This window comes from Bacillus alkalisoli (genome assembly GCF_002797415.1).
In the GTDB taxonomy this organism is placed as follows: Bacteria; Bacillota; Bacilli; order Bacillales; family Bacillaceae_I; genus Bacillus_CD; species Bacillus_CD alkalisoli.
In genome coordinates this window covers 2,855,855-2,872,923 of the sequence record NZ_KZ454944.1, presented here as the reverse complement: position 1 = coordinate 2,872,923, position 17,069 = coordinate 2,855,855, and the positions used below count along the sequence as shown (strand labels likewise).

17 protein-coding genes are annotated in these 17,069 nt (G+C 35.0%); 9 read left to right on the top strand and 8 right to left on the bottom strand.

The genetic code is table 11. The features are described from left to right. The first annotated feature begins 299 nt into the window (after positions 1-299). Positions 300-698: a transcriptional regulator SpxA gene (spxA, locus tag CDZ89_RS14365; RefSeq protein WP_096155129.1), complete on the top strand. Its 399-nt coding sequence runs from the start codon at positions 300-302 to the stop codon at positions 696-698. 388 nt (positions 699-1,086) lie between these two features. Here spxA and CDZ89_RS14360 read toward each other — a convergent pair whose 3' ends face one another. Beyond that, complete coding sequence (locus CDZ89_RS14360; protein WP_096155128.1) at positions 1,087-1,758, bottom strand: TerC family protein; 672 nt, start codon at positions 1,756-1,758, stop codon at positions 1,087-1,089. Positions 1,759-2,635: 877 nt separating this feature from the next. On the opposite strand from CDZ89_RS14360, the gene mecA reads away from it, so the two are divergent. The 4 genes from mecA (at position 2,636) to pepF (ending at position 8,222) form a co-directional block, all read left to right on the top strand. Beyond that, positions 2,636-3,322: an adaptor protein MecA gene (mecA, locus tag CDZ89_RS14355; protein WP_096156966.1), complete on the top strand. Its 687-nt coding sequence runs from the start codon at positions 2,636-2,638 to the stop codon at positions 3,320-3,322. Between the two features lie 145 nt (positions 3,323-3,467). After that, on the top strand, positions 3,468-4,979 hold the full coding sequence (cls, locus tag CDZ89_RS14350; RefSeq protein ID WP_096155127.1) for a cardiolipin synthase: 1,512 nt from the start codon (positions 3,468-3,470) through the stop codon (positions 4,977-4,979). 84 nt (positions 4,980-5,063) lie between these two features. Next, positions 5,064-6,230 carry a competence protein CoiA gene (locus CDZ89_RS14345; RefSeq protein ID WP_096155126.1) on the top strand — a complete coding sequence of 389 codons (1,167 nt, stop codon included), beginning with the start codon at positions 5,064-5,066 and terminating at the stop codon, positions 6,228-6,230. A gap of 180 nt (positions 6,231-6,410) precedes the next feature. Further along, a complete protein-coding gene (gene pepF / locus CDZ89_RS14340; RefSeq protein ID WP_100333876.1) occupies positions 6,411-8,222 on the top strand; it encodes an oligoendopeptidase F in 1,812 nt (603 codons plus the stop codon). 38 nt (positions 8,223-8,260) lie between these two features. On the opposite strand, the gene CDZ89_RS20000 is transcribed toward pepF, so the two are convergent. The 5 genes from CDZ89_RS20000 to CDZ89_RS14310 all read right to left on the bottom strand — a co-directional run bounded on the left by CDZ89_RS20000 (position 8,261) and on the right by CDZ89_RS14310 (position 12,019). Beyond that, the gene (locus CDZ89_RS20000; protein WP_096155124.1) at positions 8,261-8,446 is read right to left on the bottom strand and encodes a hypothetical protein; all 186 of its coding nucleotides are present in this window, start codon (positions 8,444-8,446) and stop codon (positions 8,261-8,263) included. A 670-nt stretch (positions 8,447-9,116) separates the two neighbouring features. After that, positions 9,117-9,989: a ClpXP adapter SpxH family protein gene (locus CDZ89_RS14325; RefSeq protein ID WP_100333875.1), complete on the bottom strand. Its 873-nt coding sequence runs from the start codon at positions 9,987-9,989 to the stop codon at positions 9,117-9,119. Then, positions 9,979-10,395, bottom strand: coding sequence for a globin domain-containing protein (locus CDZ89_RS14320; protein ID WP_096155122.1), 417 nt, complete (start codon positions 10,393-10,395; stop codon positions 9,979-9,981). The genes CDZ89_RS14325 and CDZ89_RS14320 overlap by 11 nt, the downstream gene beginning before the upstream one ends. Before the next feature lie 367 nt (positions 10,396-10,762). After that, positions 10,763-11,416, bottom strand: coding sequence for a lytic transglycosylase domain-containing protein (locus CDZ89_RS14315; RefSeq protein ID WP_096155121.1), 654 nt, complete (start codon positions 11,414-11,416; stop codon positions 10,763-10,765). 21 nt (positions 11,417-11,437) lie between these two features. Next, entirely contained in the window at positions 11,438-12,019 is a 582-nt protein-coding gene (locus CDZ89_RS14310; protein WP_096155120.1) for a CYTH domain-containing protein, read from the bottom strand. 181 nt (positions 12,020-12,200) lie between these two features. Between CDZ89_RS14310 and CDZ89_RS14305 the strand changes: the two genes are divergently transcribed. The 4 genes from CDZ89_RS14305 to CDZ89_RS14290 all read left to right on the top strand — a co-directional run bounded on the left by CDZ89_RS14305 (position 12,201) and on the right by CDZ89_RS14290 (position 15,019). Further along, positions 12,201-12,575 (top strand): UPF0738 family protein, encoded by a 375-nt coding sequence (locus tag CDZ89_RS14305; protein ID WP_096155119.1) that lies wholly within the window; start codon positions 12,201-12,203, stop codon positions 12,573-12,575. 74 nt (positions 12,576-12,649) lie between these two features. Beyond that, positions 12,650-13,285 (top strand): GTP diphosphokinase, encoded by a 636-nt coding sequence (locus CDZ89_RS14300; protein ID WP_096155118.1) that lies wholly within the window; start codon positions 12,650-12,652, stop codon positions 13,283-13,285. Between the two features lie 15 nt (positions 13,286-13,300). After that, a complete protein-coding gene (locus CDZ89_RS14295) occupies positions 13,301-14,095 on the top strand; it encodes an NAD kinase (RefSeq protein WP_096155117.1) in 795 nt (264 codons plus the stop codon). A gap of 9 nt (positions 14,096-14,104) precedes the next feature. Next, the gene (locus CDZ89_RS14290; protein WP_100333874.1) at positions 14,105-15,019 is read left to right on the top strand and encodes an RluA family pseudouridine synthase; all 915 of its coding nucleotides are present in this window, start codon (positions 14,105-14,107) and stop codon (positions 15,017-15,019) included. 19 nt (positions 15,020-15,038) lie between these two features. On the opposite strand, the gene prpE is transcribed toward CDZ89_RS14290, so the two are convergent. Together prpE and CDZ89_RS14280 are read right to left on the bottom strand one after the other, a co-directional pair. Next, complete coding sequence (gene prpE, locus CDZ89_RS14285; RefSeq protein WP_227521512.1) at positions 15,039-15,779, bottom strand: bis(5'-nucleosyl)-tetraphosphatase PrpE; 741 nt, start codon at positions 15,777-15,779, stop codon at positions 15,039-15,041. 15 nt (positions 15,780-15,794) lie between these two features. After that, complete coding sequence (locus tag CDZ89_RS14280; protein WP_100333873.1) at positions 15,795-16,982, bottom strand: FtsW/RodA/SpoVE family cell cycle protein; 1,188 nt, start codon at positions 16,980-16,982, stop codon at positions 15,795-15,797. Positions 16,983-17,069: the final 87 nt, after the last annotated feature.

The window sequence follows — 17,069 nt, the reverse complement described above, 5'->3', positions numbered from 1 at the left end:
AGGGTCTTAACTAGCTTGTAACAATGTTGATACATGTCTAACTTCTAAAATCCTATATTCAAGATGTTTATTTTCGTGTATAATAATTATAGGAATTACTTCTTTATAGTAATTTCAAACTGAAAGCCATTCACCATTAGATTAGTGGACAGCTAACAGCTAACAGCTGACAAAAGCAAATGGAACTGATTATTATTAAATTATAAATATAATATAACGATGTATGGCGAGCAGCCATCCTACATTCGAGTCACACCATTGCTTAAACATTTATACTAGTTAAAGGAGAGGAAAAGTTCATGGTAACGGTATATACATCTCCAAGTTGTACTTCATGTCGTAAGGCGAAAAATTGGTTAGAGGAAAATGATATTCCATACGTGGAAAGAAATATTTTCTCAGAGTCACTATCTATAGATGAAATTAAGGAAATCTTAAGAATGACAGAAGAGGGGACAGATGAGATTATCTCTACCCGATCAAAGATTTTCCAAAAATTAAATATTAATGTAGAGTCAATGCCTTTGCAAGAGCTTTACAAAGTGATAAAAGAACATCCTGGTTTATTAAGAAGACCAATTATCATAGACGAAAAAAGATTACAAGTTGGATACAACGAAGACGAAATCCGTCGGTTCTTACCAAGAAAAGTACGTACGTATCAACTACGTCAAGCACAGAAGTTAGTAAACGGATAATAATTTAATAGGTCAATTTCCATAGAGGCTAGTAGCTACTAGCCTAAGGAAATTGACCTGTTTTTGTTTTCTATCTATTAGCTGTGTTAATGGTTAGTGTTGATTTATAAACACTTTCCTGTTAATTTCCGTGCAAGGCTGAGACTCCTGCGGGAAAAGCGTGGAACGGGAGACCCCACAGGCGCTTGCGCCGAGGAGGCTCCCTGCGCCACGAAAAGTGATAGCGGCTCGTTCAGCTCCGATAGGTATAAGACAGGGACAGCTTGAGGGTGTTTTTGCCCTCGAGATGGCCATGACTTATACTCGAGGAGCTACTTGACCTAGACACGCCCACGGAAAGCGAAGACTTGCACGGAAATCAACGGTGATCTTTAACACAACCTATCTATTAAACCGATGAACTGGTTTTCGGACCCGAAAATTTTTGGACTAAAACAAACGATAATACGAATAGGATAGTCAAAAACGGAAATAGTTCTTTTAAACTAGGTAAGAATACAACATGTTGTATCATTGGCTCATTCATCATCATTTTCCCAGCAGTAAAAGCCAAAATGGCTGCACCAATATAAACAATAATAGGATACCTTTCCATTAAATAAAGGATGATTTTACTACCCCAAACGATAATCGGGATAGAAAATAGAAGACCAATCACAACTAATTTAAATTGACCGTGAGCAGCACCAGCAACCGCCATTACATTATCAACACCCATTATAATATCTGCAATGACAACTGTTTTAATTGCCGCCAATAGAGAAGTACTTCCTCTTATTTCTACGGAATCGGACTGTTTTTTTATCAACCCTATAGCAATATAAATTAGTAAAACTCCACCAACAAACTGTAAGAAAGGAATAGAAAGTAAATATACTGCGACTACAGTTAATAGGACGCGACAAACTACAGCCAGTAGCGTTCCTATAATAATCGCCTTATTTCGGTGCTTATCGGGTAAATTACGACAAGCCATGGCGATTAGTATTGCGTTATCCCCACCAAGAACAATATCAATGCCAATTATTATTAATATAGATGTAATTAATTCAAATTCCACACAATCGCTCCCTCTTGTCCCATTCTTAACTAAATATAGTGAGGGCTGTTCAATATTATGACTAGATTTTTATCAATAATAAAGAATTGGTACTAAGAAAATAAATTTATATTACTAATCGTTGTTGTTAGCACGAGGCGTGAGACTCCTCGAAAATGCTACCGCATTTCCTTCGTGCGATGATTCGCTGCCGAAGCCTTCCTTGTCCTGCGGGAGAAGTGTGTCAAGGGAGACCCCAAAGGCGCCACGCGCCGAGGATGCTCCCGAGAGCCAAGAAATGTGGAAGCGGCTCGTTCATCTCCGACAAGCATAAGTCAGTGATAGCTTGAGGACGCTATTTGCCCTCTAGATGGCCATGGCTTATAACTCGAGGAGTTAGAGCGGCTAGAACTAGACAAACCCGCGGAAAGCGAGCGCCTCGTGCTGACAACAACAGTTAGAACCTTATAAAACACTTTCAGGTGAGGTTTATCATAAGAGTAAAAAAGATAAATACAATTTGTTAAAGTTTCAGTCATATTATGCTATAATAATAAATTAAACCAGTTTAAAACAAGCTGTATAAAGGGTAATTTTTAAGGTATAGTAGGCGAATGAGGTTTTTTTAAAAAATGAGTTTTTTTATTTCCATTCTTCTATCCTTTATCATAAAATAAGAGTACAAGGTTAGCTTCTGTGCATATGTTATAGGTTTATAGCGTTTGCTAATTGGATACATTGATAAGCATATATTTAATTAAATGGAGGTCCCTTCCTAAACAATAAATATGGAAATGAGAAGCAGTTAATTAGGAAGCAATAACGGCTTACTTACAAAACCTTAGGGGAACGCAACGCTAATCATTTACCTAATAAATATAGAAGGGAGTTGTTAATGATGGAGATAGAACGTATTAATGATCATACTGTAAAATTTTACATTTCGTATGGCGATATAGAAGAGCGTGGATTTGACCGGGAAGAAATTTGGTATAACCGGGAAAGAAGTGAAGAATTGTTTTGGGAAATGATGGATGAAGCTCATGATGAGGAGGATTTTACCATTGATGGGCCGCTTTGGATTCAAGTGCAAGCGTTAGATAAAGGGTTAGAAATAATCGTTACGCTCGCTCAACTTTCTAAAGATGGTAAAAACTTTGAGGTTCCAGTTTCAGACGATAAAAAAATTGATATACCAGTAGATGAAAGAATTGAATCTCTATTAGACCAGCATTTTAACCCTTCCAAGAATTCTTCACCTAAAGAAGAGACAGTCGAAACGGAAGAAGATATGCTTCAGTTTATGATTAAGTTCAAAGATTTAGAGGATGTTATTTCTGTTTCCCATCTTTTAAAAGCAAGAGAAAATATAACAAACTCACTCTATTTCTTCGAAAAAAAATATTACCTCTATGTTGATTTCTCTTCTGAACATTATTCAGATGAAGATATTGATAATGTGTTAAGCATATTATTAGAGCACGGGGAAGAAACGCAAATGACAATTCATCGTCTAGCTGAATATGGTGCGGCTGTAAGTGAAGATAACGCGATGGCAGAAATAGCTAGTCATTTCTCTTTATAATGACATATTCACGAATAATATGTCCTAAATGGTAAAGCCGATTTCATACTGGTGAAATCGGCTTTTATTTCGATTGTGCTTGTCATACTTATGCATCTCGTACTTATGGACCGTAATTTAAGATGTTTTAGGAGTTGAACTTCGTTTGAAAAATACAATACGCGTAGCCATGTTCTTATTAATACTATTAATTATTATCTATGTTACGAAAAGTTTTTGGGAAGGATGGATACTTGGTGTTGTATCCATGTTATTTACTCTTTCGGTCTTGTTTATTGCTTTTTTGATTTTTATGGAAAATCGACACCCAACAAGAACATTAACATGGCTTGTTGTTTTAGGTAGTTTTCCTGTCCTAGGGTTTATTTTTTATATGTTATTCGGGCGCAATGTACGGAAAAGACGTCTATTTTATAAAAAGGCTTTAATGGATAGACAAACGGCACAAAAAATTGAAGGTGAACGAAGCTACACAGAAGAAGAAATGCTGTCGTTAGGTGATGGGCATCGAACGATGTTTCAACTAGCAACAAATATTGGTAGAAGTCCAATCTCTTTTTCGACAGATACGGAAGTTTTGACAGATGGAGAAGAGACCTTCAGTAAAATTTTAGAAGAACTAGAAAAAGCGACTCATCATATACATCTCGTATACTACATCGTAAGACATGATGAAATTGGTACGAAGATAAAGGATGTATTAATAGAAAAAGCGAAGAGCGGGGTAAATGTAAGGTTTTTGTATGATGCTGTGGGAAGTTGGACCCTTTCTAAAAAATATATAAGAGATTTAAGGGATGCTGGTGTAGAAACTATACCTTTTTCTCCAGTTAGACTACCTTTTTTCAATAATAAAATAAACTTTCGTAATCACCGGAAAATTATTGTTATAGACGGTACAGTTGGTTTTGTTGGTGGGTTAAACGTCGGGGACGAGTATTTAGGTAAAAATGAGTATTTTGGATTTTGGAGGGACACCCACCTTTTAGTAAAGGGAGAGGCAGTAAGGACACTTCAGTTAATCTTTTTACAAGATTGGTATTACATGACAGAGCAATCGCTGTTAACACAAAGCTACTTATCCCCTAACTTATCTGAACATAGAAATTACGGCGGAGTACAGATGATTGCAGGTGGACCAGATCAAGAATGGGAAGTTATAAAAAGTTTATTTTTCTCAATGATTACATCTGCTCGTAAGTCTATTTGGATTGCTTCTCCATACTTTGTACCCGATGATGATATTTTTACTGCCTTAAAAGTGGCTGCCTTAAGCGGTGTCGACGTAAAAGTACTTATTCCTAACAGACCAGATAAAAAAATAGTATTTTACGCTTCCAGGTCTTACTTTCCAGAAATGTTAGCGGCAGGTGTGAAAATTTTTGAATATGAAAAAGGATTTTTACATGCAAAAATCGTAATAGTAGATGAAGAGGTGGCTTCGATTGGAACAGCTAACATGGATATGAGAAGTTTCCATTTGAACTTTGAAGTAAATGCGTTTCTTTACCATACAGAAAGTTTAAAGAAACTAGTATCAGACTATGAAAATGACTTGCTTACTTCCAAACCGTTAGTGAAGGAAGTTTTTGAAAACAGACCGTTTCACCATAAAGTGTTTGAGTCATTATCAAGACTACTTTCCCCTTTACTTTAGAAATTCCCCCTTTTTACATTATTAAATAATTCTAATGTAGAAAGGGGTTTTTCCTATATATTTAAAGCATGAAAGGAGATTGCTATGTTTGTAGCAAAAAGAAAGAATGGAGAGTTTGTTACGTTGCTTTACGGAAAAAAAGAAGATGTTATGGAGTTAAAAAAAGTAGAAAGGTTCTATTGTCCAGCTTGCAACAGCGAAGTTATTCCGAAGCTTGGTGAGATAGTGAGATATCATTTTGCACATGTTCGCAAAGAATGTTCCACATCTTCAGAAAGTGAATCACTGTATCATTTAGAAGGAAAAAGAAAGTTGTACGAACTGTTACAAAATACTGGTGAGGTCTCCATTGAACATTACATAAAAGAAACGAATCAGCGAGTGGACCTATTGTTTAAAAAAGAGGAGAAAACATTTGCGATAGAATTTCAATGCTCTAACCTATCAATTGCTGACCTTCAGAAAAGAACATTATTATATGAATCCCAAAATTTAATTCCAGTATGGATACTCTCAAAAAAACGTTTTCGCTCTCTGTATACTCTATCCTCGATTAATACTACAAATTGGCTTTTTCTACAAAAGAATAACTATCTAAAATTTCCTTATATTATTTGTTTTTGTCCAGTAGAAACTGTATTTTATTACCTTTTTCCTTTTTACCCGTTTTCGAGTCAAAAAACCTTTATTACTATTTATAAAAGTAAACAGTTGATTGTAGATAATTTCTCTAATACGCCTTCGTTACCAGATTGGAAAACAAAATGGCTACAATATAAAAGAAATTGGCGTTATGAATATTGTTTGTATCGTAATCTCATTCATTTGAAGAATTTTTGTTACGGAAAATATGGTGTCCCACTTTCTGAAATTCCGGCGGTCATTGGCATACCTGTAAGAGAACAGTATGTTATAGAAACCCCATTAATAGAATGGCAAACATATATATATTTTAGTTGCATTCATAGAACACCAGTAGGCTCTACGGTATCATTTACATCGATTTATAATCATTTCTTAAAGCTAATTCACTTCAAGAAAGTCAAGCTTCGATCCCTTCCATTAATAAAAGAGATGAACATATCAAACCCAATTAAAAGTTATTTGAATACTTTATGTGGTTTAGGAATTTTAGAGGAAGTAAGTACTGGTATTTACGAAAAGAAAGAAAACCCTATTACTCCTAGAACAATTGATCAAGCGATCAAAGAAGATAAAATGGTTTTAAGCAGAATAACACTCTCGTTTTAAAGCAAGTAAATTCATGATGGAAAAGAAAAAGGATATAATAGGTTTGTGACGAATAGAGTATAGTATGTTTTCTGTAATTAGGGACTTTCTGTTTCCCTAAGTACAATTCAAGTTCGTTCAATTTTTACTTTTAAGTAATTTAAGTTGAACGAAAAATGAAAATTTAATGGAGGGATCAACATGGCAGAAACAGCTGTAAAAAAACTACAAGAACGAAAAGATATTGCAGTAGATGATACATGGAGATTAGAAGATATTTTTTCATCTGACCAAGAGTGGGAAAAAGAATTTGAAGATGTAAAAAATATGATTGGAAAAATAAACGAATTCCAAGGAAAACTTTCTTCTTCAGCAAACGATTTATTTGAGGCATTACAATATCAAGATAGCATTTCGAGTCGCCTTGGAAAGTTATATACATATGCTCATATGCGCTACGATCAAGACACAACAAATTCCTTTTATCAAGGATTAAATGACAGAGCTTCTAACCTTTATACACAAGTGGCTAGTGCTTTATCATTTATCGTTCCTGAAATTCTTTCTATGGAAGAAGAAAAACTGTCTAGTTTTTTACAAGAAAAAGAAGAATTACAATTATACAAACATGCACTTGAAGAAATTAACTTGCAACGTCCACACGTTCTTTCTGCAAAAGAAGAAGCGTTATTAGCACAAGCATCAGAAGTGATGGCAGCTCCTTCTACGACATTTGGAATGTTAAACAATGCTGACTTAACATTCCCATCTGTTAAAGATGAGAATGGAGAGGAAACAGAAATTACGCACGGTCGTTACATTCGCTTTTTAGAAAGTGAAAATGGACAGGTAAGAGAAGATGCATTTAAAGCTGTATATGAAACATATGGTAAGTACAAAAATACTTTCTCTAGTACGCTTGGTGGTGCAGTGAAGAAAGATAATTTCAATGCAAAAGTTCGTAATTACAACTCTGCTCGCCATGCTGCATTAAGCAACAACAACATCCCTGAGTCTGTATATGACAACTTAGTAGAAACGGTAAATAAAAATTTACACTTGCTTCACCGTTATATAGATTTACGTAAAAAAGTTCTAGGCGTTGATGAGTTACACATGTATGACCTTTATACTCCACTGGTTAAAGATGCGAACATGAAAGTTTCCTATGAACAAGCTCAAGAATATTTATTAAAAGGGCTAGCACCACTTGGTCAAGAATATTTAGATATCGTAAAAGAAGGTTTCGACAATCGTTGGGTTGACGTGCATGAAAACAAAGGAAAACGTTCAGGTGCCTATTCATCTGGAACATTTGGAACAAATCCATATATCTTAATGAACTGGCAAGATAATGTAAATAATTTATTTACGTTAGCACATGAGTTTGGACACTCAGTACACAGTTACTATACGAGAAAAACTCAGCCATATCCTTACGGAAACTACTCTATTTTTGTAGCAGAAGTTGCGTCCACTTGTAATGAAGCGTTATTAAACGATTACTTATTAAAAACAATTGATGATGAGAAAAAACAACTATACTTGCTAAACCATTACTTAGAAGGTTTCCGAGGTACAGTATTCCGTCAAACAATGTTTGCTGAATTTGAACATAAGATTCACATGTTAGCTCAAGAAGGTCAAGCGTTGACAGCAGATTTATTAACGGAAACGTATTATGAGTTGAATAAAAAATACTTTGGTGAGAATATTCATATTGATAAAGAAATTGGTTTAGAGTGGGCAAGAATTCCTCATTTCTATTACAATTACTACGTATATCAATATGCAACAGGATATAGTGCAGCAACTGCATTAAGTAAGCAAATTCTTGATGAAGGTACACCTGCAGTTGAAAGGTATTTAGAATTCTTAAAAGCAGGAAGCTCTGACTATCCAATCGAAGTATTGAAAAAAGCTGGAGTAGATATGACACAAAGTACACCGATTGAAGAAGCATGTAAAGTATTCGAAGAAAAACTAATCGAAATGGAAAACCTACTTTCATAAACAAACAAGAAGCTGGCTACATATGTAGTCAGCTTTTCTTATTTAAACCCCCTAAATTGCTGGCGGTAGTTCATATGGGCAATTAGAAGAAACAAGGAGATAAATAGTAAGGGAGACGTAAGGACCAATGGATAAACTTTCATTAGCCCTAAAATATTTACAATAAAAGATAAAATAATAAATCCAATAATGCTAGGGAAAATCCAGCTTCTCAAGTTATTCATTTTCACCTACTCCTTCATAAATCATGCTCTATTCTAAATTTATGCAAGTTGTCCTTATAACATTATAAAATCTTTTAATAGGAACTTTTTTGTGACAAAGTTGTGAAATGAAGAAAAAACCACTTGTCAAAGTTCGACAAAATCTGATATATTAATAACGTGAAACGATTCACATACAAACATATACCCCTTTGTTTGACCGTGAAAAATTTCTCCCATCCCCTTTGTTGTCTATAAGACAATAGAAAAAGCCTTAGGTCTATGACCTAAGGCTTTTTTAATTGTTTGGCTATGTTAAGTACCCTGTTGTTTTCCCGCGAGAAATAAGCCGTGGTCATCGATAAAGTTCATATCGGTTAAGGAAAAAGAAGAAAATGAACTTGATAAGGTAGATGAAGTTCATTTTGGTTAAGGAAAAAGAAGAAAATAAACTTGATAAGGCTAATGAAGTGCATTTCTGTTAAAGAAAAGAAGAAAATGAACTCGATAAGGTCGATGAAGTTCATTTTGGTTAAGGAAAAAGAAGAAAATAAACTTGATAAGGCTAATGAAGTGCATTTCTGTTAAGGAAAAAGAAGAAAATAAACTTGATAAGGCTGATGAAGTTCATTTCGGTTAAGGAAAAGAAGAAAATGAACTTGATAAGGTCAATGAAGTTCAATTTCTTCTTTTAATTTCCAATATAACGCCAGAACGTACCATACTTTACTGGAACTTTTTCTACTTTTTGTTGAATTAATAATTTCTTCATTTCTTTTTCTACGATAGGTTCCGTTGTGTTGTATACAACAGCAATTTCTTTCGTAGCAACAAACGAAAATTGCATTAAAAACTCCTCAAGAGAAGGAAGGTCAGCTGGATTTAGTGAAGCACCTATCATATCTTGCAAAATTTCAACATACACGTCATAGGAATGATAGCCAGAAACTTTTATACCTTCCGCTTCAATATTTTCGTTAAAGAAAACTAAAGAAGGTATTTCACTAACATCCATTTCTTTTGTAATTTTCATATCACATTGCAACGCTTTTGTTGCACTTTCCGATTTAAGGTCTCTTGAAAATTCCTTTATATCTAAATTCACAGATTTCGCACACTCTTTAAGAACACTCACATTTGTAATGTCTTGTTTTTCTAAAAATAAAACTTCCTGCAGTTTTCGTAAATACTTTATCCCTGCACGTCTTCCTTGCAACTCTGCCGCTTTAATAGCTACAGAGGCAATATAAGGAGAAGCTATCGGATTTTCTATCCAAATAGTGCCATCACAAGACATTCCTGAACGGTTTGCGGTTGTTTCCCAAACTTTTGCCATGGAAGCCGCATGATGTTTTTTTGTTAAATTAATATTTGCGAGGCAACCACTTACAACATGTTTAATAGTAAAATATTGCCCGTACTCCATCTGTAATTTCTTTAAAGCAGGTTCTAATGCCCAACATTCTGGACATAACGGATCAATGAATAAGTAAATTTCAATCGGCTTATTTGTTGTATGCCTAATTGCATTTAAGTAAAAGAGTTGCTTATCATTACAATTCACGTTGATCTTCCTTTTCTTCTGGTTGATCCGGTGTATTTATCATATGCTGAGCAGTTAATACTAACCTCGCAAAAAATTCTTCGCGATGTGGCCCAGATAAATCTATTTCATCCATCGCTTCGTTCATACACTTTATCCAAGCCTGGGCTCTCTTCGGTGTAATGTCAAAAGGCATATGTCTTGCGCGTAACATTGGATGTCCATGCTCCGAAGTATATAGGCTTGGCCCACCTAAATATTGAGTAAGAAACTGCTTTTGTTTTCTAGCTGTTTCCGTCAAATCATCTGGGAAAATCGGAGCTAAATCAGGATGCTGACTAACTTTTGTGTAAAAAGCATCAACTAACTTATGAATAACGGGTTCTCCACCAATTGCGTCAAAAGGTGACGTTATATTATTGACCATAGTAAGAACTCCTTTAACAGAAAATATATTAGCACCATGAAAATGAATGCTGTCTAAACTTATCTAAACTTTATTTTATAATGACTATGTTTCTTATATTGTAGCAATGACGTTATTATATCTCAAATGATACGATTTAAACTTGGTTTCGTGGCACCATTTCCAAAATAAAAAGGCTGTCCAGATATACCTTCTGTACAAGCCCATTGTTGGTAAAAAAAGCGGCCGGTGGTATGTTACGCTTAGCGAGACATCGCACGAAGAAAATGTGGAAGCATTTTCGAGGAGTCGTCCATACCACCGGCACTTTAAATCCGGTTTTTATAACTTTCAGTATTAGAAAATACTACTCAACTACTTTAACCAATTAGCTATAGTAACTTCCCATGACTTTTTGGACATAGTTAGTTGTTTCTTTAAAAGGAGGTATTCCATTATACTTGTCGACATTACCTGGCCCTGCATTATAAGCTGCCAGTGCCAGCGTGATGTTTCCGTCATAACGATTTAGCATTTGCTTAATATATTTAGTTCCACCCATGATGTTTTGCCACGGATCATATGCGTCTGTTACACCAAGACCTTTAGCTGTTCTCGGCATTAACTGCATTAACCCCATTGCACCAGCATGACTTGTTGCATTTTCTTTGAAGCTAGACTCATGTTGTATGATAGAACGGATAAGTTTTGCATCAACACCATATTTCATAGAAGCTTCCTCAATAATTTGATCAAAACTTGAACTAGTTAAAGGTTTTGTCGTTTGAGGAGAAGAAAGAACTTCAATATTTGTAAGAAAATTTGATGACATACTTGCAGAGTTCAAGGGAAAAGAATTCATTGATAATGGCAAACTATTATTTAATCCTTTTTGCTGAATAGTAGAGCCATTTCCGTCTAATACTTGTTGTAAAATAGTTGCAAAGGATGAGAATGGACTAGTCATACTCGACGAAGGTTGCTTTTGAAAGCTCTGCAAAGCTTGAATCTCCATCATAGTTCGGAGTTGGTCTGTCTTCATATTTCGTTCATCCTTCCATCACTAATTTTTTTTATCATAAAATCGAACAATTTTATTTTTTGTTTCTCGAGTCGGGATTTTTTGCTGTTCTAATAATTGCTTAAACTGACCTTGTCCAATTTCGTAATTAGAAACTTCGAACTCTAATTCATAATCCACAACATTTAAATACTCAGATTTGTCCAAAACTAACAATCCACTCTGATAATCTGTTTCAAATCGATGTGTCGTTAAGGAGCCAAAATATGTTATGGAGCTTCCGTTCACTTGCAGTTCATCTTTTAAAATAGAACTAATATACCCAACAGGAATACTATGGCCATTTATAACCGCTGTCATTTGCTCTGTGTTTATTTTTTGATGTGTTTCTAATAGGCCGTCACCTTTAGGCTGCTTTAGTGTTAATGTATACGCTCCCTTTTTTTCACGAATACGTAAGGCACATCCATGTGATTTTAACTGAAAATCGTCTGTATCTAAATAATGGTTTATTTGCTTAACAGGAGCTTCTTCATGTAAGTTAAAAGTGTGAAGTAACCGCTCATATTCTTCTTTGTTTAATAAATTTTTGAACTCTATTTCTATTTCTTGATTTCTCTCCATCAATACAATACCTCTTTCTAACTTAATACATGATTGTATTACTAGTTGTACACGATAAGTATAATTCTATTATTACTATATTTCTTTAAGATATCAATGAATTTTGAAAGGGAAATTTTTATGAGGTTGCTGTATATTATGTTAAAATAAAACTGGAATGAAAGGTTGGAAGGAGATACATATGCAAAAGAAAATTAATATTACACATACATCATGGAATGAACATCAACTATTGTTACATGCTGATCCTGTTACTTTTTCGTTAAAAGAAGTAGAAGCGAGCAACCAAATGCTTGTCGACTCCGATCATCTAGCGTTTATCTATAAGTTAGAAACTCCAACAGAATTTATTCATGTTAGCATTGGAGCAGATCACTGGACTGATTTGAAGAAAGCGTTGGATGAAAAAAAAGCAATCGTATTAGTTATTGAAAACATAGCATTACTATTAACAAACGTAGAAGAGGAACTCGGATATTTAATAGAGAATATTAAAGATAATGCCAACTATGGAGAAGAGATGGAGAAAAAAGTTACAGAAGTATTTGTCAATTAACAGTTATCCACCATTCCGAACAAATGTAGATAGAAAAAAGGATAGCTATAATACTTTAAGGGGTATGGACCAATATGATACAACATTGGGATTTATTTTTAGCGCCATATAAACAAGCAGTGAATGAAATGAAAGTTAAGTTAAAGGGAGTACGTTCACAATTTGAACAACAGTCTGAACACTCGCCAATTGAGTTTGTAACAGGGAGGGTTAAACCGATAGCAAGTATCTTGGACAAAGCAACGCGTAAAGGAATTTCTCTTGAGCGATTAGACGTAGAAATGCAAGATATTGCAGGTATGAGAATGATGTGCCAGTTTGTGGATGATATTCATACAGTGGTTGACCTTTTAAGAAAACGAAATGATATGAAGATTGTTGAAGAGAGAGACTACATTTCAGAAAAAAAGAATAGTGGATATCGTTCTTATCATGTTGTAGTAGAATATCCTGTTCAAACGATTGAAGGGGAAAAGGTTATTTTAGTAGAAATTCAAATAAGAACGCTTGCGATGAATTTTTGGGCAACCATTGAACACTCACTAAATTATAAATATAGTGGTCAATTTCCAGAAGAAATTCAGGAAAGGCTAGTTCGTGCCGCAGAAGCAGCATATTTATTAGATGAGGAAATGTCAAAAATTCGTGGGGAAATACAAGAAGCACAAGCTTTCTTTTTACGAAAAAAGGAAAGCAAAGATAACTTATAAAGCGGGTGAGAGAGAATGAAGTTTGCAGTCACTTCTAAAGGGGATCATAAATCCAATACATTAATGCAACGAATTAAAACATATTTGCAAGATTTTGACCTTACATATGATGAAGATCAACCAGACCTAGTCATCTCAGTAGGTGGTGACGGAACTCTTCTTTATGCTTTTCATAAATATAGAAGTAGGTTAGATAAAACTGCTTTCATAGGTGTTCATACAGGACATCTAGGTTTTTATGCAGACTGGGTACCTGAGGAAATTGAAAAGTTGGTCATTGCAGTCGCAAAAACTCCTTACCAAGTCATTGAGTATCCTTTGCTCGAAGTAATAATACGTTACAATAATGGATCACGTGAATCTACCAACTTAGCGCTAAATGAATGTACGGTAAAAAGTGTAGAAGGTACGTTAGTAATGGACGTAGAAATTAAAGGACAACTTTTTGAAACGTTTAGAGGAGACGGACTTTGTATTTCCACGCCTTCAGGGAGTACAGCTTACAACAAAGCACTTGGAGGAGCTATATTGCATCCTTCCTTACCTGCAATTCAAATTGCAGAAATGGCTTCCATTAACAATCGAGTATTTCGTACGATTGGCTCGCCATTAGTGTTGCCGGACCATCATACTGCTTTATTAAAGCCAGTAAATGATGTCGATTTTCAAATAACCATTGACCATTTAACCCTTTTACATAAAGATGTAAAATCGATTCAATGTCGTGTGGCAAAAGAAAAAATTCGATTTGCTAGATTTAGACCTTTCCCATTTTGGAAAAGAGTGCGTGACTCGTTTATTTCCGGCTAAGCCAAGAGGATGAAATTCTTGAAAAATTATCAACTAACATTTCAAGCAACAACCGATGACGATGGTATGATCCTTCGAGAATACTTAAGAAAACAACATATTTCCAAAGCGGCCCTTACCGACATTAAATTTGGCGGTGGGGCTATCCGTGTGAATAGTGAAGAAGTAACGGTGCGCTATCGGTTGGAAAAAGACGACATAGTACAAGTTTTATTTCCAGAAGAATTACCGAGTGAAGAGATGGTAGCTGAAGATATACAACTTACGATACTTTATGAGGATGAAGAAGTCCTTTTAATCAATAAGCCTAGTCATATGAACTCCATACCATCACGTGAACATCCAACAGGCTCTGTTGCCAATGCACTTTTACACTATTATAAAAAGAATGGCATTCCTGCAACTGTTCATATTGTTACTCGTTTAGATCGTGATACATCCGGTGTAATGCTTATTGCAAAAAATAGGTTTGTCCATCATTTGTTTTCTTTACAGCAGAAGCAACATGAAATTAACAGGTCTTACTTTGCTATAGCTCATCGTCTTACCCAAGGAGATGCGGGTACAATTGATGCTCCAATCGGTAGAAAGCCTGATAGTATCATTGAAAGGGAAGTTAGGTCAGATGGACAGCTTGCGGTAACTCACTATGAAGTAATTAGTAAGAGTAGGGATTATACCGTTCTTCGACTACAACTAGAAACGGGAAGAACCCACCAAATTCGTGTGCACTTAGCTTTCTTAGGACACCCTTTAGTGGGGGATGATTTATACGGTGGGAAAAGAGACATTATAAATCGTCAAGCATTACATAGCGAGAAGATAACATTCTTTCATCCGATTTTGAAGAAAGAAATGACTTTTATGGCAGATTTGCCAGAGGATATGAAGGAACTAATAAAACAGCTTGGAGGCCACTATTAAAAGTTGGCCTCCAAGCTGTTTAATCAAACGATCTAAACTTTTCTTCTACAAAAGGCATGGAAGAAGCAACAGACACAACTTCCATTTCTGGGTATCGAATCGCACTTAAATGTCCGCCAAATACAGCCCCAGTATCAATGTTTACTGTTTTATTAATAGTCCTTACATCTTTAACAGGTGTGTGACCGTAAACAACCCAAGCCTCCCCGTCATAGTGACGAGCCCAATCACGTCGAACTGGCATGCCGCTTTCTTCAAATTCGCCAGTAATATCCCCATATAAAACAAATGTTTTCACTTTTTTAGATGCTGATCCGATATACTCTTTTTTAATTCCTGCATGACAAACAACAAGTTTTCCGCTATCTAATACTTCATATAAAGAGGCATTTTCATACAATTTTATAAACATTTCAGCTATGTTCTTTCGTTCATGAGGAGTCAAAAGCTCTAATTCCGCAACCGTTGTTTCTAATCCATGTGTTACTTGCACTTTATTTCCTAGAAGATAACGGTATAGTTTATTGCAATGGTTTCCAGGTACGTAATGTGCTAAATCGTGTTGAACAAGCGAATAAACAAATGAAATGACCTTTAATGAATGTGGACCACGATCTGTTAAATCCCCAACAAACGTTAACTTCCGCCCTTTTGGATGAATGGCTTTTTTACCATCTATCCCATATCCAAGCTTTTTTATAAGCTGTATCATCTCATCGTAACATCCGTGAACATCCCCAATAATATCAAACTTTGTCAATTCTTTCTCTCTCCTTTATTCAAACATATAGTTTTTCGTGCGTGCGAATACGTTTAATACTAACCCAATACATATCATATAAGATACGAGAGAAGACCCTCCATAACTAACAAATGGCAATGGTAATCCTGTAATAGGAAGTAATCCAACAGTCATCCCTATATTTTGGAAAACTTGAAAACTTATCATACCAACAATTCCTGCACAAATGTAACTCCCAAAGTAATCATGACATTGCAAAGAAATAGAAATAATTCTAAAAATCAAGAAGAAAAATAGTGCAATAACAATACTTGCACCAATAAATCCGAACTGTTCGGCTATCATTGCAAAAATAAAGTCTGTATGTGCTTCTGGCAGGGAAACTTCCACATGACCTAACCCAGTCCCATATAATGTTCCAGCACCTATGGCTTTTAATGACTGAACTAATTGGAATCCATAAGCATCTTGATGTTGATACGGGTCTAACCAACCCCAAACTCTTCCTAGTTGATACTCATGGATGATGTATTTATTAAAAAAAGCAGGAAAGCGAAGATAGCTAAAAACTAAACTTGAAAAAGTCACAATTCCAACACCGAATATAGTTAGTAATATACTCCAGCGAACTTCTGAAATAAGTAAATAGGTTAAAAAAATAGCTCCGTACACCATTGTCATTCCTAAGTCAGGTTGTCTAATTAACAATAGTGTTGGCAGTATAAATAGTAAAGCCAATTGACCTAACAATATCCATTCGCTTCTTAATAACGCTTCTCCTTCTAGTTCTTTCTCCATAAGTTTCTTTTTATTTTTAGATAGTAAAATGCTACAAGCAATAATATAAGCCACTTTCATAAATTCAGAAGGTTGAATATTTCCGATGCCAGGTAGCCGATACCAACTTGTAGCTCCGTTTAAAGTTTGAACATAGGATGACAAAGGTAATTCTAACCCAATTAATAAAACTAATCCAAAACCATACAAGTACATACCAATCATTTGAAATCGATCATAATCGATAAATAAACATGCTCCACCTGCGAAAATACCTACTGAATACCAAAAAAATTGTTTATGTACGAAAGAAATGGGTTGAAGTTTAGTTGGAAGAGTAGGTTGTATGGAAAGTAACATAATAAAACTTATGATGGCTAACAGAAAGATTGTAAAAAGTAACGTATAATCAATCTTCCAACTTACGACAGAATCTTGTTCCATTTCTTCACCCTCTTTTTTTTTCCATTTATTAAAATTTTTTTTCTAACGAGCAGTTGTTCATGGTATACTTTTTCATTAGTAAAGTAT